Annotated in this window: 19 protein-coding genes; 8 read left to right on the forward strand and 11 right to left on the reverse strand. The window is 40.5% G+C overall.

Annotation, left to right across the window (positions count from 1 at the left end):
- Positions 1 to 19: 19 nt before the first annotated feature.
- Together atpA and ACTF6W_RS02225 are read right to left on the reverse strand one after the other, a co-directional pair.
- A complete protein-coding gene (gene atpA, locus ACTF6W_RS02220; protein WP_438992905.1) occupies positions 20 to 1,549 on the reverse strand; it encodes a F0F1 ATP synthase subunit alpha in 1,530 nt (509 codons plus the stop codon).
- Positions 1,549 to 2,133, reverse strand: a complete 585-nt coding sequence (locus ACTF6W_RS02225) for a F0F1 ATP synthase subunit delta (RefSeq protein WP_438992906.1) — start codon at positions 2,131 to 2,133, stop codon at positions 1,549 to 1,551. The genes atpA and ACTF6W_RS02225 overlap by 1 nt, the downstream gene beginning before the upstream one ends.
- 384 nt (positions 2,134 to 2,517) lie before the next feature.
- Between ACTF6W_RS02225 and ACTF6W_RS02230 the strand changes: the two genes are divergently transcribed.
- The 3 genes from ACTF6W_RS02230 to ACTF6W_RS02240 are packed head-to-tail and all read left to right on the forward strand — an operon-like array spanning position 2,518 to position 4,237.
- The gene (locus tag ACTF6W_RS02230; RefSeq protein ID WP_438992907.1) at positions 2,518 to 3,111 is read left to right on the forward strand and encodes a hypothetical protein; all 594 of its coding nucleotides are present in this window, start codon (positions 2,518 to 2,520) and stop codon (positions 3,109 to 3,111) included.
- Entirely contained in the window at positions 3,108 to 3,428 is a 321-nt protein-coding gene (locus ACTF6W_RS02235; RefSeq protein WP_438992908.1) for a hypothetical protein, read from the forward strand. The genes ACTF6W_RS02230 and ACTF6W_RS02235 overlap by 4 nt, the downstream gene beginning before the upstream one ends.
- Positions 3,429 to 3,445: 17 nt before the next feature.
- Positions 3,446 to 4,237: a hypothetical protein gene (locus ACTF6W_RS02240; protein WP_438992909.1), complete on the forward strand. Its 792-nt coding sequence runs from the start codon at positions 3,446 to 3,448 to the stop codon at positions 4,235 to 4,237.
- Here the strand turns inward: ACTF6W_RS02240 and ACTF6W_RS02245 are convergent.
- Positions 4,234 to 6,468 carry a primosomal protein N' gene (locus tag ACTF6W_RS02245; protein WP_438992910.1) on the reverse strand — a complete coding sequence of 745 codons (2,235 nt, stop codon included), beginning with the start codon at positions 6,466 to 6,468 and terminating at the stop codon, positions 4,234 to 4,236. The genes ACTF6W_RS02240 and ACTF6W_RS02245 overlap by 4 nt on opposite strands.
- A gap of 105 nt (positions 6,469 to 6,573) precedes the next feature.
- Between ACTF6W_RS02245 and fsa the strand changes: the two genes are divergently transcribed.
- From fsa to ACTF6W_RS02265, 4 genes are all read left to right on the forward strand, one after another.
- Positions 6,574 to 7,227 (forward strand): fructose-6-phosphate aldolase, encoded by a 654-nt coding sequence (gene fsa, locus ACTF6W_RS02250; protein WP_438992911.1) that lies wholly within the window; start codon positions 6,574 to 6,576, stop codon positions 7,225 to 7,227.
- Between the two features lie 15 nt (positions 7,228 to 7,242).
- Complete coding sequence (locus ACTF6W_RS02255; RefSeq protein WP_438992912.1) at positions 7,243 to 7,944, forward strand: DUF484 family protein; 702 nt, start codon at positions 7,243 to 7,245, stop codon at positions 7,942 to 7,944.
- Positions 7,911 to 8,873, forward strand: coding sequence for a tyrosine recombinase XerC (locus ACTF6W_RS02260; RefSeq protein WP_438992913.1), 963 nt, complete (start codon positions 7,911 to 7,913; stop codon positions 8,871 to 8,873). Before ACTF6W_RS02255 ends, ACTF6W_RS02260 begins: the two co-directional genes overlap by 34 nt.
- A gap of 216 nt (positions 8,874 to 9,089) precedes the next feature.
- Complete coding sequence (locus ACTF6W_RS02265; protein WP_438992914.1) at positions 9,090 to 9,392, forward strand: hypothetical protein; 303 nt, start codon at positions 9,090 to 9,092, stop codon at positions 9,390 to 9,392.
- Between the two features lie 17 nt (positions 9,393 to 9,409).
- Here the strand turns inward: ACTF6W_RS02265 and ACTF6W_RS02270 are convergent, their stop codons facing one another.
- From ACTF6W_RS02270 to zapE, 8 genes are all read right to left on the reverse strand, one after another.
- Positions 9,410 to 11,059 carry a tetratricopeptide repeat-containing sulfotransferase family protein gene (locus ACTF6W_RS02270; protein ID WP_438992915.1) on the reverse strand — a complete coding sequence of 550 codons (1,650 nt, stop codon included), beginning with the start codon at positions 11,057 to 11,059 and terminating at the stop codon, positions 9,410 to 9,412.
- Between the two features lie 125 nt (positions 11,060 to 11,184).
- Positions 11,185 to 12,591, reverse strand: coding sequence for a dihydrolipoyl dehydrogenase (gene lpdA / locus ACTF6W_RS02275; RefSeq protein WP_438992916.1), 1,407 nt, complete (start codon positions 12,589 to 12,591; stop codon positions 11,185 to 11,187).
- Between the two features lie 41 nt (positions 12,592 to 12,632).
- Complete coding sequence (odhB, locus tag ACTF6W_RS02280; protein WP_438992917.1) at positions 12,633 to 13,856, reverse strand: 2-oxoglutarate dehydrogenase complex dihydrolipoyllysine-residue succinyltransferase; 1,224 nt, start codon at positions 13,854 to 13,856, stop codon at positions 12,633 to 12,635.
- Between the two features lie 35 nt (positions 13,857 to 13,891).
- Positions 13,892 to 16,822 (reverse strand): 2-oxoglutarate dehydrogenase E1 component, encoded by a 2,931-nt coding sequence (locus tag ACTF6W_RS02285; RefSeq protein ID WP_438992918.1) that lies wholly within the window; start codon positions 16,820 to 16,822, stop codon positions 13,892 to 13,894.
- Positions 16,823 to 16,889: 67 nt separating this feature from the next.
- On the reverse strand, positions 16,890 to 17,765 hold the full coding sequence (sucD, locus tag ACTF6W_RS02290) for a succinate--CoA ligase subunit alpha (protein ID WP_438992919.1): 876 nt from the start codon (positions 17,763 to 17,765) through the stop codon (positions 16,890 to 16,892).
- On the reverse strand, positions 17,765 to 18,934 hold the full coding sequence (gene sucC, locus ACTF6W_RS02295) for an ADP-forming succinate--CoA ligase subunit beta (RefSeq protein ID WP_438992920.1): 1,170 nt from the start codon (positions 18,932 to 18,934) through the stop codon (positions 17,765 to 17,767). Before sucC ends, sucD begins: the two co-directional genes overlap by 1 nt.
- Positions 18,935 to 19,025: 91 nt before the next feature.
- Complete coding sequence (gene mdh / locus ACTF6W_RS02300; RefSeq protein WP_438992921.1) at positions 19,026 to 19,991, reverse strand: malate dehydrogenase; 966 nt, start codon at positions 19,989 to 19,991, stop codon at positions 19,026 to 19,028.
- Between the two features lie 199 nt (positions 19,992 to 20,190).
- A complete protein-coding gene (gene zapE, locus ACTF6W_RS02305) occupies positions 20,191 to 21,351 on the reverse strand; it encodes a cell division protein ZapE (protein WP_438992922.1) in 1,161 nt (386 codons plus the stop codon).
- 102 nt (positions 21,352 to 21,453) lie between these two features.
- Here zapE and ACTF6W_RS02310 point away from each other — a divergent pair, with 102 nt between their 5' ends.
- On the forward strand, positions 21,454 to 21,666 hold the full coding sequence (locus ACTF6W_RS02310) for a hypothetical protein (protein ID WP_438992923.1): 213 nt from the start codon (positions 21,454 to 21,456) through the stop codon (positions 21,664 to 21,666).
- Positions 21,667 to 21,670: the final 4 nt, after the last annotated feature.

Here is a 21,670-nt window from a genome sequence, read left to right on the forward strand (position 1 = left end):
CCTATTTTTTCAAATGCTCTTATACGAAGTTCTCTGCAAAATTGCCGATCACTTCTTTTAATTTCGCTGCTGTCTCATCAGATACTTTAGCTTCTTTCGTGATCGTATCCATTACTTCACTATTGTTAGCATGCATATCAGAGATTAAAGCTTGTTCGAAACGAGTAACATCACCAACTTCAATCTTATCCAAAAAACCGTTTACACCTGCGAAGATTGATACAACTTGTTCAGCTACTGACATTGGAGAATATTGAGCTTGTTTCAATAGTTCTGTTAGACGCGCACCACGATTAAGAAGTTGTTGCGTTGACGCATCAAGATCAGAACCAAATTGCGCAAACGCCGCCATTTCACGGTACTGAGCAAGGTCAAGTTTAATTGTACCGGATACTTGCTTCATAGCTTTTACCTGTGCAGATGAACCCACACGAGACACTGATAGACCAACGTTAATCGCAGGACGGATACCTTGATAGAATAGTTCTGTTTCAAGGAAGATCTGACCATCTGTAATCGAAATAACGTTTGTCGGAATATAGGCAGACACGTCACCCGCTTGTGTTTCAATAACCGGAAGCGCAGTAAGTGAACCGTTACCCGCTGCATCACCCATTTTCGCAGCACGTTCAAGAAGACGTGAATGAAGATAGAAAACATCACCAGGATAAGCTTCACGACCAGGAGGACGACGAAGGAGAAGTGACATTTGACGATAAGCAACCGCTTGTTTTGAAAGGTCATCATGAACGATCAATGCATGCATTGCGTTGTCACGGAAATATTCACCCATCGCTGTCCCTGTATAAGGTGCGAGGAACTGCATTGGTGCAGGCTCAGAAGCAGTCGCCGCAACAATGATAGAATATTCCATCGCGCCGCGCTCTTCTAGTGTTTTTACGATTTGAGCAACTGTTGAACGTTTCTGTCCAACCGCAACATAAATACAATAAAGTTTCTTATTCTCGTCATCACCAGCATTAACTTCTTTCTGATTAAGGAAAGTATCAATCGCCACGGCTGTTTTACCTGTTTGACGGTCACCAATGATAAGCTCACGTTGTCCACGACCAACAGGCACAAGGGCATCAATCGCTTTAAGTCCAGTTTGAACCGGCTCATGCACTGATTTACGAGGGATAATGCCTGGGGCTTTCACTTCAACGCGTTCACGTGTTACGTTTTCAATCGGGCCTTTGCCATCAATTGGGTTACCGAGCGCGTCAACAACACGACCAAGCAAACCTTTACCAACAGGTACGTCCACAATTGTACCAAGACGTTTAACTGTATCGCCTTCTTTAATATCACGATCAGAACCGAAAATAACAATACCTACGTTGTCAGCTTCTAAGTTCAAAGCCATCCCACGAACATTACCTGGGAATTCAACCATTTCACCAGCCTGCACATTGTCCAGACCATATACACGGGCGATACCGTCACCAACTGAGAGAACTTTACCAACTTCAGATACTTCTGCTTCGTCACCGAAATTAGCGATCTGTTCTTTCAATATTTTGGAAATTTCCGCTGCACGGATGTCCATTATCCAACCTCTTTCATTGTTGCTTCAAGATTAGCAAGTTTTGTTTTAAGTGAACTATCAATCATACGAGAACCTAAACGAACAACCATGCCACCAAGCAAAGTTTCATCGACTTCGGTTTCCACATTAACGTCACTTCCAACCATTGATTTAAGCTTTTTGCTAAGTGCATCAAGCTGTTTTTTGTCAAGCTTATAAGCCGTCACGACAGATGCATTCACTTCACCACGATGGTGGGAAAGCATTCTGTTAAATTCATTAATGATATTATTTAATTGATCGAGGCGACGATTATTGGTCACCACACCGATAAAATTCTTTACTGTTTTAGAAAAGTTCGCTGCTTTCACCAATGCCGCCATTGCCGTAGATTTGTTAGCAAGTGATATGATTGGGCTTGTCGTTATTTGTTGTAGGTCTTCATTATCATTTAAAAAAGACGCTAAACCAGCTAATTCATCAGCTACCCGATCGAGAGACTTTTCTTCTTCTGCAATTTCAAATAGCGCCACAGCATAACGTCCAGCGAGACCTGTTAGCGAAATATTTTCAGAAGCAATTTGTTCTGCTTTTTCAGATGACACTTTGATGTCTTCCTTTTTGTTAAAGAATAATCCGATAAGAAGGAATCATTCTTAGGCTAAAAAAACAAATAATTTTTAACTGTTTTTCCTTATATTGCCACGTTTTCAAGAAATTTTACGTCACAAAAAACTGTCATAAATTATCAATAGTCGCGCGATACCTAGCACACAGTTTCGCATACTGCAAGATCACATTTTATCCTAGTGAATTTTTTTCTATATGAAGTCAAAAGTTCACTGAGGGAAAATATGAATTTTTCTGATTTCCTAATTTTATTAAAGCGATCATTCCCGATTGCCTATTCACGACTGATAGTTATAATGCACTGAGATAAAAGTATAATTTATACTTACAAAATCTACAATAAAAAATGAGTGATTTAAATGGGTGATTTTGTCCTATATCGTAAAAATAAAATTTCAGAAAACAATATAAAGTCCATCCTTAAAACTTTAGAGTTACAAGGTCAGAAAAACCCAAGAATTATTGAAGATGATTCTTATTGCATCATCTCTTTTAAAAAATCCATATCCCCTATTACAAATATATATGAAACAGAGACAGGCGACTTCTGTATTTCAAGCGGTTGTTTTTTCTATCGCGGCTCTCACGGTGAAAATGCGCTAAAGAAATTTATTTCAGACTTTAATCCAAATAAAGTATCGCCTAAGCATTTTTTAGGAACATTTACTCTCATTATTAAAAAAGATAATAAGCTTTATCTTCTTAGTGACCCTTTGGGTGGTGCACGTATTTTTCATGATGTTAATCAAAATATTTGGTGCTCTTCTGTTTTAGCATTAGCAGAAAATAGCCCAAATTTAACAATTGATCGCCAAGGAGTTTATGAATATTGCTTTCAAGAAACCACCTATGGAAGCACGACACCATTTAATGAAATAAAACTGGCGGATAGTTTATCATTTTTTGAACTTCAAAAAGGCGGTGTTATCAGTCATAAAAAAACCTTCCTGTGACTTTCAATCCTTCATCGGCCAGTTATGATGAATTACTCTATGAGCAAGCAACTCTCATCAAACGTCAGATGGAAACGATTGTGAGTGCATATGGGAAAAATATTACGACAGCCCTTTCCGGCGGTTATGATTCTCGTCTTCTTCTATCGTTACTAATTGACGCCGGCGTAACACCACAGCTTTATGTCTACGGCGAAAATTCAAGTCCTGATGTTTTGGTGGCCAAATCCATAGAAAAAGGCGAAGGATTAGAGATTAATCATGTTGACAAAAGCAACCATAAAAACCATCTCCCGATCAATATGCTGAAATCATAAATGATAATTATTATGGCTTGGATGGTTTTCCTTTTGAAGGAATCTATGATTTTGGTGGTAATATGGAAACCAGACGCCACAGAAGCCAAAATAATACAATGGTTTTGAACGGTGGTGGTGGAGAAATCTATCGAAATTTCTTTTATCTGCCCAATAAAGCTTATTCCGTCGATGATTTAATGAGTGTTTTTTATCACCGCTTTACCCAAGAGTTTTGCACAGAAAAATTTGATGTTTCTGAATACAAAAGACACTTAAAAGAAAAAATTAAATATGCTCTAAATCTGGAAAATGAAAAGATGAGCAGAACACAAGTTGAATATGCCTATCCCGGGTTCAGACTACGTTATTGGACGAGTAAAGATTTTAGTAATAGTAGTCGTCTTGGTAATTTTCTTACCCCTTTCATAAGTTATGAAAATATTGCTGCAGCTCTTCAAATCCCACTTAATTTTAAAACACACGGAAAATTTCAAGGAGAGCTTATAAATAAAATCAGCCCTGCTTTGGCTTCTTATTATTCGGATTATGGTTATCGCTTTAATGAAACTGTTCCATTTAAAAATATTATCAAAAATAATTTAACGATCTTCCGCCCTATTTGGCTTAGGAAAAATAGCTACGCCATTCAACATAAGCTCGCAACTTTTGCACCACCCGATACTTTGAAAGAAAATTATATCAAAGCAATCCTTCCCAAAGGCGTAAGGATTATGGATCAATATTTTAAAATCGATGATATTAAAGATCCAGGGCTTTTGGGGCGCGTAATGACGCTTGAATATATGTTTCAGAAATTAGCTCTCTAGTAAAAACTATATGGATCAATATCTATTTGAACCCTAATTCCGCGCCCTGTTTTCATTTGAGATAACCAATCACGAACAGTCTTTTGTAAATTTACTTCAATATCCGCTTTGATTAAAAAACGATATCTATAATTACCCCTTAAATATGAGAGAGGCGCTGGTACAGGCCCTAATATTGTAACGTTGTCATATTGCGGCGATTTTTTTAAGAGTTCTTTTGAAAAGCTAAGAACTTTTGACCGATCTGCTCCAGATAAAATAATAGAGGCTAATTTTCCGTACGGAGGCAGTTTCTGATTTTCTCGTGCTTCTGCTTCTGCTTCTAAAAATAAATCCTTATCACCAGATACTAAGGCTTTGAGAACGGGATGATCCGGCTGATAGGTTTGAAATAAAACACGTCCTGCATGCTTTTCACGTCCTGCACGTCCCGCAACTTGTTCTAATTGCTGCCAGGCTCGCTCTGCCGCTCTTGGATCAGCTCCCGACATACCAAGATCGGCATCAATAACCCCAACGAGTGTTAGCATCGGAAAATGATATCCTTTTGTGATTATCTGCGTTCCAATAATAAAATCCACTTCATGATTTTCAATTTTTTCGACCATTTTTTTCAGAGCGGGCGGCGAAGATATCTCGTCGCTTGACATAATCGCTAATCGTGCTTCAGGAAAAAGAAGTTCAATTTCTTCTGCGACGCGCTCAACTCCCGGACCGCAGGGTATAAGACTATCTAATGCTTCACAATTTGGGCATTGTTCAGGAAGGCGTCGATTAAACCCGCAGTGATGACATTCAAGTTTTTTAAATTTTTGATGTTCGACAAGCCATGCTGAACAATGCGGACATTCTATACGGTGGCCACATGATCCACATAATGTGAGTGGCGCATAACCGCGCCTATTTAAATAGAGTAAGGACTGCTCACCATTTTCCAAGTTCTCTTTTAGCGCATCATATAAGGGGCCGCTTATTGTTGACCCTGTCCTTAATTTATAATGACGTAAATCTACCGTCGACATCGCAGGTAGTTCGGCAGGCCCATGACGTTCCCCTAAATATAACCAGTCATATTTTTCATTTTGTGCATTAATCATTGTTTCAAGGGAAGGCGTTGCAGAGGCAAGTACAATCGTGCAATCTGATTGCATCGCACGAACGACAGCCATATCACGTCCATGATACATCACGCCCTCATCTTGCTTAAACGTTGTTGAGTGTTCTTCATCGACAATAACTAATTTTAATTTTTGAAGGGGGAGAAAAAGTGCTGACCTGGCCCCAACAATTACGCGGGCTTCTCCCCGAATTGTGGCCCACCATGCTCTACGTCTTTGCGCGGGTGTCATTTCAGAATGCCAGATTACAGGTTCACTAGCGAAACGTTCCTTAAACCGATCTAGCCACTGTGTTGTTAAGGATATTTCAGGAACCAGCACTAGAACTTGCGCACTCTCTTCTTTTAAACATTCTGCAATGGCTTCAAAATAAACTTCCGTTTTACCACTGCCTGTTACTCCTTCTAGTAATATCGTACGAAATGAATTGGTGCGCTGTTGAGTAATAATATGTTCAGCCGCTTGTTTTTGTTCTTCTGATAATAGTGCACGTTCAAGTTCAATATCGGGATTTATGAATGTTTCTTCACCGCTCACTTCAACGGGCACCAACATTTCAACTTTAATCATACCACGCACAACCCCATCACTCACACCTGCAATCTCTTTCCAGGTTTTGACAGCTAAAGGCATGTCTTCTATGGCCGCATCAACAATTTTTTGTCTTGCAGGGGTCATTTTATCCGGCAAGTCTTCACTTAAACGATAAAAGATTTTCTTTTTTGGTTTATCAAACTTTCTAGGAACACTAAGCGCCATCTTAAGAACCGACCCCAAAGGCGATAAAGTATATTGAGCGACCCACTTCACGAATTGGATCAACGTATCCGGTACGGGTGGCAATTCTGCCTTTCGAACAACATACTTTAATTTTTCAATCGGAATGTCATTTTCTGGTGCATTCAATGACCAAACAACACCTTGCATTTCACGTCCTGAGAGGGGCACGGTAACAAAATCACCAATTTCAAGCATCATTTCTTCAGGCATCAAATAATCAAGCACACCACTTAAAGGAAGCGGTAATAGCACCTGAATTCTACGTGTTGGAAAAAGTTCTGACATTAATTGCTTTTCAAAAGGATCATTTTGTTTATTATTTCGTGGATACATTATCTTAATATACCCTTGCATAAAAGATAATTTCAGGGCAAAAAGCTAAAATCAATATGCCGCCAAGAAAGGCATTCATTTTATAGACGAAGGATCATCAAAATCATGAAATTTTTTATCGACACGGCAGAAATTGACGAAATCAAACCGCTGGTTGACCTCGGACTTGTGGATGGTGTCACAACCAACCCGTCTTTGATCTTAAAATCAGGTCGTGATATTTTTGAAGTCACAAAAGAAATCTGTGATCTTGTTGATGGTCCAGTTAGTGCTGAAGTTGCCGCGACAGATTATGAAACAATGGTTCGCGAAGCCGCTGCTCTTTATGATATTGCTGATAATGTATGTCTTAAAGTTCCGCTAACACCAGACGGACTTAAAACTTGTAAACATTTCGCTGATCAAGGCAAAATGGTTAACGTAACTCTTTGCTTCTCTGCAACGCAAGCGTTACTCGCCGCCAAAGCAGGCGCTGCATTTATTTCGCCTTTTGTTGGTCGTCATGATGATATTGGTCACGACGGTATGGCCCTTATTGCGGATATCCGCACCATTTATGACAATTACGATTTTAAAACGGAAATCCTCGTCGCAAGCACAAGACATAATATGCATATTCTTGATAGTGCTGTGATAGGCGCAGACGTTGCAACAATTCCACCTAAAGTCGTTCACCAACTTTTCAAACATCCATTAACGGATAGCGGATTAGCCGCTTTTGTCAAAGATTGGGAAAAAACCGGGCAAAATATCGCCTGATAGCGTAAAATTAACATGGCCGAGAAAAAAGAAATCAGTTCTAAGTTAAACGTAGAAGATATTAAAAATTTTCTTCGAAACAACCCGTCTTTTCTAAATGATAATCCTGAACTGCTGATGGTCCTTACAGCGCCAGACAGAACTACTGATGATGGTGTGGTTGATTTTCAAAATATGATGATTGAAAAACTTAAAAGTAATCTTGAAGACATTAGAAACAGCCAAGGCCATTTAATAGACACGTCGCGCAATAATTTAACGACCCAAGTACAAGTGCATGAAGCGGTACTTGCCTTACTTGACACTGACAGTATTCAACATATAGGACATATCGTGACACAGGATTGGCCTGATATGCTGCATATTGATGTGATCCGTATCTGCTTTGAAAAAGGTCATGCAAATAAGATACCTTCGCTAAAAGAAGTCGCTCCTTTATCGAAAGGGCATGCTAATAAATATCTCGGAAAAGACGATATCATTCAATTGCGTGGTGATGTCGATGTTTCGGAAGAAATATTTGGACCGGCCAAATCATTGGTTAAGGCTGAAGCTCTCGTTAGAATACCAGCAACTGATCATAATCCACCGGGTATATTGTCTTTTGGTAGTCGCGATGCAGATATGTTTTACCCCGGACAAGGCACGGAGCTTTTAAGGTTTCTCGGGAAATCATTTCATAAATGTTTGATCCAATGGCAAAAACAAAAGAATTAGAAAACAAAATCTATCCTGAAATAACCCCGCTTATAAGAAAGTGGCAAGATTATCTAATTTCCGAAAAACGCGTCTCAGCACATACTCATGAAGCTTATCTTAGAGATTTGATTAAATTTCTTTCCTTTCTAAATGAACATGTGGGAAATGCCCCAAATAAAAAAACGCTCGAAAATTTAAATCCCGCCGATTTTAGAAGCTATCTCGCCGCAAGAAGACGAGACGGGCTAACACCTGCAAGTATGGCCAGAAGTTTTAGCGCAGTTCGTTCCTTTTATAAATATCTACGTCGCCAAAAAATCATTTCAAATGATGCCATTGACGCCGTCAGCAGTCCAAAATTAAAAAAACGACTCCCTAGACCAATAAGTGAAGATGCCGCAAAAAGAACCATCAAAGATGTCGGCGACTTTACTGATGACCAATGGGTGTCACTGCGTGATATTGCGGTATTAACTATTCTTTATGGTTGCGGCTTACGTATTTCAGAAGCTCTAAGCCTTAACGTTGGGGATTTGGATAAGAAAGATATTATGACCGTGACGGGTAAAGGAGGAAAAGAAAGACTAGTACCACTTATACCCGCGGTAATTGATGCCGTAAAACAATATATTAAAGCTTGCCCTAAAAAATTATCCTATGGCGATCCGCTTTTCATTGGCGTGCGCGGAAAACGATTAAACGCGAGAAATGTGCAACTCGCCATGCAAAAAGTACGTATCGCCCTCGGATTACCGTCATCTGCAACACCACATGCATTGCGCCATAGTTTCGCAACACATTTATTAACTGCGGGTGGAGACCTTAGAACCATTCAGGAATTACTTGGACACGCCGATCTTTCAACAACACAACATTATACAGATGTAGACACCGCCTATTTAATGGATGTTTATAATAACGCCCACCCCAGCGCGAAGAAAAAATAGACCTTTTTCAATCTTAAATCAGGGAACTTAATTTAATAAATATCAAGTTCCCTGAAATATATAGTTATCTAACTAAGGCTGTTATTTTAGCCGCCATTTTTTCTGGATCTTCAGCGTGATTGGAAATTAACCGTTTCCTGGACGGAAGACCATTATGTTAATGGCGAACATGTATATCACGATGAAGGACAAGAAATCACCACAGGCCGAGATTTATTGGGAACATGGACATTATTTGAAGGTGAAAATGCCACAACCAACAGCATATGGGGCATGCTAGGATTCGATACGGCTGCCAAAGGTGTAAAACACATTGGCGCAGTATATGATATTCCGCCAAGTGCATTTCCAACGGATTGTCAGTTAAGGCTTGTTACACACATATCTGAACCAGACAATGATCCTGTTACGACAGTTCCCGTCGTTGGCAACCTATTCAAACATGTTGATGAAAGCAGGAAAAAACCAGAAACGATTGTGTTAATTCAACCGCACATTATCGAAAACGCTGATGAATAAAAGTATTTAGAAATTCATCACTCTTTATCTTTCAACGCTGATATGAGAGGCCCTAAATGCTCCTCATAAACGCGCCAGCGTTCCACTGATGATTTATATATGGGCTTACGCACCTGTGCGGCACTTGCCGTTTTCACATTTGATTTTTTCTTATGAAATTCAAGGCAACTTTCTTCCCAATCAAGACCTGTAAATTCAATTAAACTTTTTGCTTCTTGTTCAAGATTATCCACCACATCTTCATAAGAAATATCATAAAGCATTTCATTTGGAAGAACTGAGCGCCAGTGTGCCATCAAATCGCTATAAATATTAAAATAACGACCCAATTCGCCAAGGTCATTTGTGTAATGAATAGTATCAAGAAACAGATGTGTATAATTAGAAACACAACAATCCATCGCATTTCTATTTGTATTAATAATCAGGGCTTCTGGTAGAATTTTTTTAATTAATCCTGCATAGAGAAAATTTCCAGGGTTCTTATCAACGATGTATTTTGCATTAGGGTCAAATGCACTAATTTTATCCAAATATTTACCACCAATTTTTTGAAGTTCTTGATCGGATAATTTTTCTAAGTCTTCAGGATAATTCTGTATTATCTCGTTCACATATTCACTAAGAATAGTAAGTTCTCCTGCACCAAATATTTCACTATGACTTGCTAATATTTGTTCAACTAGAGTCGATCCAGAACGAGGCATTCCAACAACAAAAATCGGAACAGGTTTATTACTTTTTGTAACTTTTTCTTTTCCGATATTCTCTTTGGAATATATTGCTTTAATCTTTTCAACATTTTCTATAAATCGATCTTCATAATATTCAAATGTGGATCTTTTCAAATTGTTACCCAATTCATAAAATTCAAATGCTTTATCATAGTCTTTTAGATCTGCATGAACTTTTCCGAGAATGAAATATAATCGATACTTATTATCAAGCGGGATTTGTTCAACACTTTCAAGAAGTGACAACAATATTGCAATGTGTTCATCCCCTTCCTTATATCGTTTTAAGGCAGATAAATTATGATGCGCTTCAATATAATCTGGTTTCGTTTTTATAATCTGATTTAATAACTTTTTGGCTTTGTCCAGATCTCCTTCAGCCGTTAGAAGCGTCGCAAGATTATTAATCGCAAGTACATTAGATTGATCTACTTTCATCGCGAGTTCATAGTGATTTTTCGCTTCTTTTAATTTATCCTCTTTTTCATACACAGATCCCAAATTATTATGGGCAAAACTATGGTTAGGGTCCATTTTAATAGTATGTTTAAAGGCTTTAATTGCTTGTTCATTTTCCCCCATATGCATGAGCCCATTACCAGCAATAAAATGTGCTTTCGGGTCATTCTGGTTTATTTGAATTGACCGATTTATTGCCATCAGCGTATCTTTATAATGCCCCATAAAGAAAAGTGTCTCGGCAAAATCACGGTGATATCCAGCATTATTGGGGTCAATCGTTGCGGCTTGATGAAATAATTTTGCAGCAATATCATCGCGGCCACTTTGAAATGCGAGCTGTCCTAACATATGAATAGCCGGATGAAATTGATTATTGGTCGCCAAAATCCCCCGAAGGATTTTTTCTGCTTCTGCAAAATTCCTTCCATTAGCAAACTTCACCGCCATTTGCATCGATTGATGAATATTCATCTGTAGATTTTCACCCTAAATTATTATATTGACGTATACTGAATATTATTTTTCATCACTATATATTTTAGACATAAAAAAGGCGACTAAAAAGCCGCCCCTTTTATTTCTTTATGAAATAAGCCTTACATATGAACAGGTAGACCGCCTGCGGCCATGGCCGCTTCTTTAGTGGCCTCACTCTCAGTTGGATGCGCATGACATGAATAAGCAACATCCTCAACCGAAATACCATTTTCAATGGCTAAAGTTAGTTCAGCGATCATGTTTCCTGCATCCGCACCAATAATATGCGCACCAAGGATCATGTCGGTATCTTGTGAAGAGAGCACTTTAACAAACCCGTCCGTTTGACTATTTGCTTTGGCGCGGCTGTTCGCTGTGAAGGGGAATTTACCCGTGTTATAAGCAATACCAGCTTCTTTAAGCTGCTCTTCCGTTTTACCGACACTGGCCACTTCCGGCATTGTATAAATCACACCTGGGATTGCATCGTAATTCACATGTCCCGCGAATCCTGCAATAATTTCAACAGCCGCGACACCTTCGTCTTCGGCTTTATGAGCAAGCATTGCACCACGCACAACATCCCCAATGGCGTAAATGCCAGGGATGTTTGTTTCGAAATGATCATTGATTTCTACTTGTCCACGGTCAGTCATTTTTACGCCCGCTTCTTCAAGACCTAGGCCTTCTGTATAAGGACGGCGACCAACAGATACCAACACCACGTCAGACTTAATTTTTTCAGCGTCCCCACCCGCAGCTGGCTCAACAGAAACCGTTGCGCCCGTTTTTGTGGTTTTAACCGCAGTGACTTTAGATTTAAATTTAAATTTAAACCCTTGTTTTTTAAGAATACGTGCAAAAGTTTTCGATACTTCCCCGTCCATTTCGGATGTAATACGGTCCATATATTCAACGACGGTTACTTCCGCACCCAGTCGTTTCCATACGGAACCAAGTTCAAGACCAATAACACCGCCACCGATAACGACCATATGTTTTGGTACTTTAGGTAGGCTCAAAGCGCCCGTTGATGAAACAACAATTTTCTCATCAATTTCAATACCAGGAAGCGCCGCTACGTCAGAGCCAGTCGCAATAATAATATTTTTAGTGTCTATCGTTTGTGTGCCACCATCATTCAGTGCAACTTCAACTTTACCTGCCGCCGCAACTTTTCCGCGGCCTTGAACATAATCAATTTTATTTTTCTTAAATAAAAATTCTACGCCCTTAGTAAGGTCCGTGACGATGCCATCTTTATGATCCATCAATTTTGAAATATCGATGGAAACTTTACCCGTCGAAATACCGAACTTATCCATGCTGCCATTTGCTTCATCAAATAATTCTGAAGCATGAAGAAGAGCCTTAGAAGGCATACAACCCACATTGAGACAAGTACCGCCAAGAGCACCACGCATTTCAACGCATGCCGTTTTAAGTCCAAGTTGTGCCGCTTTAATCGCCGCTACATATCCACCGGGGCCACCGCCGATGACAACCAAATCATAATTATCGCTCATTACGAACTTCCAATTTATTATTATTAAAAATCAAGAACCGCTTATAGATCCAACACAAGTCGCTGTGGATCTTCTAAATTCTCTTTAACACGAACTAAGAACGTTACCGCACCTTTACCATCAACAATACGGTGATCATATGATAGCGATAGATACATCATTGGACGAATAACAATCTCGTCGTTCACCACAACAGCACGTTTCTGAATTGTGTGCATTCCTAAAATTCCGGATTGCGGTGCGTTCAAAATCGGGCTTGAGAGAAGTGAGCCAAAAACACCACCATTTGAAATGGTGAAAGTGCCACCCATCATATCATCCATGGCGAGTTTCCCGTCACGGGCAAGACCGCCTAAACGAGCAATCTCTTTTTCGATATCTGCAAAACCCATGTCTTGCGCATTTTTTACAACCGGGACAACAAGGCCAGATGGAGTTGAAGCCGCCACACCAACATTATAGTAATTTTTATAAACAATACTGTCGTCGCGAATTTCTGCATTCACTTCCGGAATTTCTTTTAGTGCCGCCACACATGCTTTCGTGAAGAAAGACATAAAGCCAAGGCGTGCGCCATGCTTCTTTTCAAAGACTTCTTTATATTGTGAACGAAGTGCCATCACCGCTGACATATCCACTTCATTATATGTAGTTAGCATCGCAGCAGTATTTTGTGCATCTTTTAATCGTTTCGCTATTGTACGGCGAAGACGCGTCATCGGAACGACTTCTTCTTGTGGGGCGGCTGCTATTGGGGCAGCCGTAGAGGCCGTTGCTACTGATGCAGGCGCGCCTGAAAGATGCGCAAGCACATCTGCTTTCGTAATTGTTCCACCTGCGCCAGTGCCTGTTACTGTCGCAAGGTCAACACCCTTTTCAGAAGCAAGTTTTGCAGCCGCAGGTCTTGCATTTACACCCTTCGCCGCTGCGGCTGGGGCCTCTTCCGTAGCAGGAGCTATAACTTCTTTTGCTGGCTCTGGAGCCTTTTCAGGAGCTGCGGCAGGGGCAGCAGATGCCGCACCTTTCGCCGTTTCGTCAATCTTACCAAGAAGAGCACCAACCTCAACATTATCGCCTTCTTCAGCAATAATTTCAGATAATGCACCAGACGCAGAAGCTGTTACTTCTAAAGCAACTTTGTCTGTTTCTAATTCACAAATAACTTCATCAACAGCAACGGCTTCACCAACGGCTTTATACCATTTTCCTACTGTCGCTTCAGTGACTGACTCACCAAGTACCGGTACGTGAACTTCGACGGCCATATGACCTTCTCCTTATTATTATTTATTTTATATAACTATCTTTTTGTAATTGTTAAGGCCTGATCAATCAAATTAGCCTGCTCAACTTTATGTCGTTCCATTAATCCTGTCGCCGGAGAAGCAGCCGCTTTTCTTCCAGCATAAATCGGACGCGTCACTTTACCACCAACGTTAGAAAGCACATCTTCAATATAAGGATCAATAAAGCTCCAAGAACCCATATTTTTCGGCTCTTCTTGACACCAAACTACCGCTTCAAGATTTTTAAAGCGCTTAAGCTCTTTCGCCAAAGCTTCACCAGGGAACGGATAGAGCTGTTCAAGGCGCATTAAATATGTATCTTTTTGGCCGCGCGCATCACGTTCTGCCATAATATCATAATATACTTTACCCGAACAAAGGACGACACGTTTAATACCGCTGTCTTTATTAATCTTAATTGTTTTATGTGGATCCGACTGTGCATCATCCCAAAGAATACGGTGAAATTCTGAGTTTTCAGCCATGTCTTCTATTTTCGATGTCGCAAGTTTATGACGAAGTAATGATTTTGGTGTCATAATGATCAAAGGTTTACGGAATTTACGCTTCATTTGACGGCGCAATACATGATAATAATTTGCCGGTGTCGTGCAATTAACGACTTGCATATTATCTTCTGCACAAAGCTGCAAGAAACGTTCAAGTCTTGCTGATGAATGCTCTGGACCTTGTCCTTCATATCCATGCGGCAAACAAACCACAAGTCCACTAAAGCGCAGCCATTTTGATTCCGCGCTAGAGATAAATTGATCAAATATCATTTGGGCGCCATTGGCAAAATCACCAAATTGTGCTTCCCAGATAACAAGCGCATTTGGTTCCGCCATGGTATAACCATACTCAAAACCAAGAACCGCTTCCTCTGAAAGCGCACTATCAATTACTTCATAGGTTGCATGGGCGTCCGGTCCATCACCGGCATGTGCAAGTGGCGCATAACGTTCTTCAGTATCTTGATCGATAAAAACACTATGACGCTGCGAGAATGTACCACGTTGACTATCTTGCCCAGAAAGACGAACACGATGCCCTTCACGAATTAAAGTACCAAACGCAAGTGCCTCGGCTGTCGCCCAGTCAAAATTTTCACCTGCTTCGAACATACGTGCTTTCGCATCTAAAGTACGCTGCAATGTACGGTGAATTTTAAATCCTTTTGGAACGGTCGTTAGTAATTTTCCTAAGTCCTGAAGTTCATCACTGCTAACGCCTGTATCACTGCCGCGGCGTAAATCGTTATCGGGGCGCTCTAAACCAGACCAACTGCCGGCGAACCAATCAGCTTTCTCAGCTTTATAATCTTTTGCAGCCTCAAATTCACCATCAAGATATTTATTAAAATCCGTCACCATTTGGTCCGTCTCAGCGGCGGTCATGACACCTTCGCGCACGAGGCGTTCCGCATAGATCGTCCGAGTTGAGGATTGATTTTTGATCCGTTTATACATTAATGGCTGTGTGAAGGATGGTTCATCGCCCTCATTATGGCCAAATCGGCGATAACAGAACATATCAACTACAACATCCTTTTTGAATTTTTGACGATATTCAGTAGCCAATTTCATTGCAAATACGACAGCCTCTGGATCATCACCATTGGCATGGAAAACGGGTGCTTGAATTGCTTTAGCCATATCTGATGGGTAAGGTGAAGAACGTGAATAATGTGGCGTTGTTGTAAATCCAATTTGGTTATTCACAACCACATGAATTGTACCGCCCGTGCTATATCCAAGCAAATCACTAATCGCAAAACCTTCCGCGACAATGCCTTGACCCGCAAAAGCCGCATCACCATGCATCAATAGTGTTAGAACACTTGTTCCACCGATATCACCACGTTGCGTAAGCTTGGCACGTGTTTTACCAAGTGCAACTGGATTAACCGCTTCCAAATGGGAAGGGTTTGCTGTTAAGGACAAATGAACTTCATTGCCATCAAACTCTCGGTCGGAAGAAGCCCCAAGATGGTACTTCACATCGCCTGATCCTTCAATCTCATCCGGTGTTGATGATCCACCATGAAACTCATGGAAAATAGCCTGATATGATTTGCTCATCACATTTGTTAGAACATTTAAGCGACCGCGGTGAGGCATCCCTAAAACAATCTCTTTAATGCCGTTTTGGCCACCGGTCTTAATCACCGCTTCAAGCGCAGGAATAAGTGTTTCCGCACCATCTAAACCAAACCTTTTGGTACCGACATATTTTTTAGCTAAATAGCTTTCATAGCCTTCAGCTTCAGTAAGTTTTTGTAAAATAGCTTTCTTACCATTATCAGTAAAATGAATTTCTTTGTCACGACCTTCAATACGTTGCAAAATCCAGCTTTTTTCTTCCGGATCGTTAATATGCATAAATTCAACACCGAATGTTGAACAATAGGTACGGTTAAGAATTTCTAATACTTCACGAACAGTTGCCGTTTCAAGCCCAAGAACATTATCTAAGAAAATTTCACGGTCTAAATCACCTTCAGCAAACCCGTAAGTTTCTGGATCAAGTTCGGAATGATATGGTTTTTCAGTAAGTCCTAATGGATCAAGATCAGCATGAAGGTGACCACGCACGCGATAAGTACGGATCATCATGAGACAACGAATGGAATCGAGCGTTGCTTTACGAATATCTTCTTCGCTTGCCGTTCCCTTCTTTTTCTGAATTTTAGCTTCAAATCCAGGATTTAGTGCCGACACAAGGTCATCACTATCATCATAAGGCCAATCTGAACGTTTCCATGATGCACCTGGTTTCTCAAGGCCCGCCCCCATAAGCGTGCGCGCGTCTTCTGCCAGTTCCTGAAAATATTCTTGCCAGCTTGGATCAACTGAGGAAGGGTCACGAGAATATCTCGCGAATAATTCTTCAACAAATGCTCCACTTGAGCCGTTAAAAAGATTGTCTTTGCTGTCTATACTCATATCATTCGAGCCCGTTATATTTGTTCAATAAAGAATAACATTCTAAATCACATTGATTTAAAATTGTTTAACCCTTTAAAACATCCATCAATGTTGTACCGAGTTCAGAAGGAGATTCAGAAATATTAATCCCTGCACTTCGCATTGCTTCAATCTTGTCTTCTGCGCCACCTTTACCCCCCGATACAATCGCACCAGCATGACCCATCGTACGGCCGGGAGGCGCTGTACGACCTGCGATAAATCCAACAGTAGGTTTTTGAATTTTATGTGATTTTAAAAACTCTGCTGCTTCTTCTTCTGCAGAACCACCAATCTCACCGATCATAATAATTGATTCAGTTTCGTCATCTTCCAAAAAGCCCTCAAGGACGTCGATAAAGTTTGTACCGTTTACAGGATCACCGCCAATACCAACACATGTTGTTTGACCGAGGCCTACTACTGTCGTTTGATGAACTGCTTCGTATGTGAGCGTGCCAGACCGTGATACAACACCTACAGAACCTTTTTGGTGAATATGACCTGGCATAATACCGATTTTACATTCGCCAGGTGTTATAGCGCCTGGACAGTTTGGTCCTACAAGACGAGAACTTGAACCTTGAAGAGCACGTTTTACTTTAACCATATCAAGAACCGGAATTCCCTCTGTGATACAAACTATCAATTCTAATTTAGCATCAATCGCTTCTAAAATAGCGTCCGCAGCAAAAGGAGGGGGCACATAAATAACAGATGCATTCGCTTCTGTTTTATGAACCGCTTCATCAACTGTATTAAAAACGGGAAGACCTAAATGATCGCCGCCACCTTTACCAGGTGTCACGCCACCAACCATTTTTGTGCCATAGGCAATCGCTTGCTCGGAATGGAATGTTCCCTGTGCACCAGTGAAGCCCTGACAAATTACTTTTGTTTGTGAATTTACGAGAATAGACATTATTTAGCCTCCTTAACTGCTGCAACCGCCTTAACCGCAGCATCACCAAGGTCAGAAGCAGAGATAATATTGATACCGCTATTGGCCATAATTTCTTTTCCTTTTTCAACATTTGTACCTTCAAGGCGCACTATCAATGGAACCGTAAGAGAGAGCTCTTTTGCGGCAGCAACAACACCTTCTGCGATGACATCACAGCGCATAATACCGCCAAAGATATTTACGAGAATTCCTTCAACATTCGGATCACTCATAATAATTTTGAATGCTTCAGTAACGCGCTCTCGAGTGGCCCCGCCCCCTACATCCAAGAAGTTAGCTGGCGAGCCACCTTTTAACTTAATAATATCCATCGTTGACATCGCAAGGCCGGCACCATTCACCATGCAGCCAATGCTGCCGTCTAGTTTAATATAATTTAGCTCATGTTTTGCTGCCTCAAGCTCCATTGGATCTTCTTCTGTTGGATCACGAAGCTCTTGAACGTCTTTATGACGATATAATGAATTTCCATCAAAACCCATTTTCGCATCAAGAACAACAACATCGTCATCTTCCGTTACGACAAGTGGGTTAATTTCCAACATTGCGGCGTCTTTATCCATAAATGCTTTATAAAGCGCCGCGATAACCTTTGCGACACCACCTGCTGCTTTACCAGTAAGTCCCATACCAAAAGCAACTTTTCTGCAATGAAACCCAGAAAGGCCAGAAGCCGGATCAATGGTAACGGTAATGATTTTTTCAGGTGCTTCAGCGGCCACTTCTTCAATATCCATGCCCCCTTCAGATGAAGCAATGATTGCTACTCGACTGCTTTCGCGGTCCACAACAATACTCACATAGAGTTCATTGGCAATTGCACAACCATCTTCAATGTATACCTGGTTCACTTCTTTACCAGCTGGACCTGTCTGATGAGTAACGAGGTTCATTCCTATCATCTCTGAAGCAACTTGCTTCACATCTTCCACTGATTTGACAACCTTTACGCCGCCACCTTTTCCGCGACCGCCAGCATGGATTTGTGCTTTCACAACCCATACAGGACCACCTAAGTCTTTAGCGACCTGCTCAGCTTCATCCGCAGTATATGCAATGCCGCCACCAAGTACTGATGCGCCATACTCTTTCAAAAGTGCTTTCGCCTGATATTCATGAATATTCATAGGTTTTACCTTTTCTCTTTTGAGATATATTAACTTATACGCCCTTTTAAAGGATAAGGATTAAGAAAACCCTTACCCTTAAAGTTTATTATTATTCTGCTAATGCAGGGTCAATTGCTTTAACAGCATCCATTAGGCCTTTAACAGCATCTACGCTATGGTCAAAACCTGCTTTTTCTTCTTCATCAAGATTAATCTCTACAATCTTTTCAACGCCATTTTCACCAATGATACAAGGAACACCAACATACATATTATCCTGACCATATTCACCGTTTAGCTCCACGGCACATGGAAGTAATCGACGTTGATCACCAAGGTAACTTTCCGCCATCGCAATTGCCGATGTTGCAGGAGCATAAAATGCAGAACCCGTTTTAAGTAGACCAACGATCTCTGCGCCACCATCACGTGTACGTTGAATGATTTGCTCAAGTTTCTCATTTGTCGTCCAACCCATTTCCACAAGATCCGGAATAGGAATGCCTGCTACCGTTGAATAACGAGCAAGTGGAACCATAGTATCGCCATGTCCACCAAGCACAAATGCGTTAATATCGGCAACAGATACATTAAATTCTTCAGCAAGGAACAATGTAAAGCGTGCACTATCAAGAACGCCAGCCATACCCACAACTTTATTTGCAGGAAGACCTGAATATTTTTGAAGCGCCCAAACCATCACGTCTAATGGGTTCGTGATACATATTACAAATGCATCAGGTGCATGATCACGGATCCCTTCACCAACTGATTTCATAACTTTACAGTTAATACCAAGAAGATCATCACGGCTCATACCAGGCTTACGAGCAACACCAGCCGTAACGATAACAACGTCAGCACCAGCAATATCAGAATAATCACCTGTACCGGAAATGGCTGCGTCATAACCTTCTACCGTTGAACTTTGCGCGATATCAAGCGCTTTACCTTGCGGTAGACCATCAGCAATATCGAAAATGACCACATCACCAAGACCTTTTAGTCCTGCAAGATGAGCGAGTGTGCCACCGATTTGACCGCCACCGATCAGTGCTATTTTTTTACGTGCCATGTTGAATTAACTCCTAGATAAATTTTAGGCGAAAAGGTATTTTCCTTTTCCCCAGTTTTAATAATATATTTATTGCCTCCGATGTAGCGCGAAAATACTGATTGCGCAACCGTTTCTATACGTTTTTTAAACATAAAACGGACAAATTGGAACCGCTTACTTTTGTAATTACAAAATTACTTTAAATTACAACTAAAAATCAGATGGCATGGCCTTTTGCCAGATACTCTTTTGACTGCATTTCCATTAATCTGGAAACTGTTCTTTGAAACTCAAAATGCCCATGTCCCTCGGCATACAATTCATTCGGCGCAACCTCAGCACAACATAAAAACTTTACGTTATTTTCGTATAAAGCGTCAATAAAAGTCACGAATCGTTTTGCATCATTTCGGTTCTCAGGGCCAAGTATAGGTATACCCACCATAATGATAGTGTGATACTTCCAAGCAAGTGCTAAATAATCCGCAGAACCGAGTGCCGCACCACACATTTTTTTAAACGATACAACCGCCACCCCCCTTGACGCGACAGGGACCGTTAAAACTCGCCCTTGAACTTCTATGGTATCAGGACCGACTTCGGTTCTATCGTCGACCTCATGGTCCGTGAGACGCCAAAATGCATTTGAAAGCTCTTTCGTGGCCTTTTCCCCTAAAGGAAAATGATAAACTTCCATTCCCTTCATGCGTTCAAGTCGATAATCCATAGGACCATTTAATTCCACGACCTCCAATTTATTTTTAATAAGCTCAATAGTAGGTAAAAACAGTCCTCTATTTAAACCGTCTTTATACAAATCATCTGGAATTCTATTTGAAGTCAGCACCAATAAAACACCTCTGGCAAATAATGCCTCAAAAAGGCGCCCTAAAATCATAGCGTCGGTTACATCGGTCACTTGAAATTCATCAAAACAAAGCAAAGGACTTTTTTCAGCAATTGAAGCCGCCAAAGGTTGTATTGGATCATCGATATCCGTACCGAATTTATTTATTCGATCTTGCGGTTTCATATGACGCCATTCATGAATTTCTTGATGGATCTCTAACATAAAGGCGTGAAAATGAACGCGTCTCTTTTGACCTGGCGCCAAATCATAAAAAAGATCCATTAGCATTGATTTTCCGCGCCCTACATCTCCATAGATATATAGGCCTTCTATATCGACATCCTCTTTACCTGCTGAGAATATTTTACTGAAGAAATTTTTTTCTTTTTTCTTATTTTTGATGGATAAAATTTGATGAAGATGCTGAAATATTTCAACAATCTCTGCTTGTCGAGCATCTTCTTTGAGCTCTCCCAAATTTATCATTTCAATGTACCGACCCTTAGGGTCATGAGAATTCTTAGTCATTAAATATTTAATAAAATGCTCGTTGTTATCAATTTGATAATTAATATAGAGTAATAATTCAGTAATTAGTAAAAAAAGTATTAGAATCATGAAGGATTAATCATGAAAAAGAGTTTTGAAATCCCTGTTTATAACGAAGAAGTGCGTCAAGCCGTTCGCAGTAAACAAAATCACCCGAGCTTCGAAGCTAAATGGGCTGACACTCATTTAATAATGGTAAGAGCTCACACAGAAGATGAAGCATTAGCACAATGCCAACGTCTTCATCCAGCAAGATTGGGGTTTGTTCACGGCGAAGTCGCAGAAGTATATTAGGAAA

Source organism: Pseudemcibacter sp. (assembly GCF_965661635.1).
In the GTDB taxonomy this organism is placed as follows: Bacteria; Pseudomonadota; Alphaproteobacteria; order Sphingomonadales; family Emcibacteraceae; genus Pseudemcibacter.

What these genes read in the sequence shown, in the direction of transcription:
- ACTF6W_RS02230 (WP_438992907.1), top strand. Translation starts at nt 2,518, where the DNA reads ATGGGTGATTTTGTCCTATATCGTAAAAATAAAATTTCAGAAAACAAT.
- odhB (WP_438992917.1), bottom strand. Translation starts at nt 13,856, where the DNA reads ATGGCCGTCGAAGTTCACGTACCGGTACTTGGTGAGTCAGTCACTGAA.
- sucC (WP_438992920.1), bottom strand. Translation starts at nt 18,934, where the DNA reads ATGAATATTCATGAATATCAGGCGAAAGCACTTTTGAAAGAGTATGGC.
- ACTF6W_RS02285 (WP_438992918.1), bottom strand. Translation starts at nt 16,822, where the DNA reads ATGAGTATAGACAGCAAAGACAATCTTTTTAACGGCTCAAGTGGAGCA.
- atpA (WP_438992905.1), bottom strand. Translation starts at nt 1,549, where the DNA reads ATGGACATCCGTGCAGCGGAAATTTCCAAAATATTGAAAGAACAGATC.
- ACTF6W_RS02310 (WP_438992923.1), top strand. Translation starts at nt 21,454, where the DNA reads ATGAAAAAGAGTTTTGAAATCCCTGTTTATAACGAAGAAGTGCGTCAA.
- zapE (WP_438992922.1), bottom strand. Translation starts at nt 21,351, where the DNA reads ATGACTAAGAATTCTCATGACCCTAAGGGTCGGTACATTGAAATGATA.
- lpdA (WP_438992916.1), bottom strand. Translation starts at nt 12,591, where the DNA reads ATGAGCGATAATTATGATTTGGTTGTCATCGGCGGTGGCCCCGGTGGA.
- mdh (WP_438992921.1), bottom strand. Translation starts at nt 19,991, where the DNA reads ATGGCACGTAAAAAAATAGCACTGATCGGTGGCGGTCAAATCGGTGGC.
- ACTF6W_RS02260 (WP_438992913.1), top strand. Translation starts at nt 7,911, where the DNA reads ATGTTTGATCCAATGGCAAAAACAAAAGAATTAGAAAACAAAATCTAT.
- ACTF6W_RS02270 (WP_438992915.1), bottom strand. Translation starts at nt 11,059, where the DNA reads ATGAATATTCATCAATCGATGCAAATGGCGGTGAAGTTTGCTAATGGA.
- ACTF6W_RS02245 (WP_438992910.1), bottom strand. Translation starts at nt 6,468, where the DNA reads ATGTATCCACGAAATAATAAACAAAATGATCCTTTTGAAAAGCAATTA.
- sucD (WP_438992919.1), bottom strand. Translation starts at nt 17,765, where the DNA reads ATGTCTATTCTCGTAAATTCACAAACAAAAGTAATTTGTCAGGGCTTC.
- fsa (WP_438992911.1), top strand. Translation starts at nt 6,574, where the DNA reads ATGAAATTTTTTATCGACACGGCAGAAATTGACGAAATCAAACCGCTG.
- ACTF6W_RS02255 (WP_438992912.1), top strand. Translation starts at nt 7,243, where the DNA reads ATGGCCGAGAAAAAAGAAATCAGTTCTAAGTTAAACGTAGAAGATATT.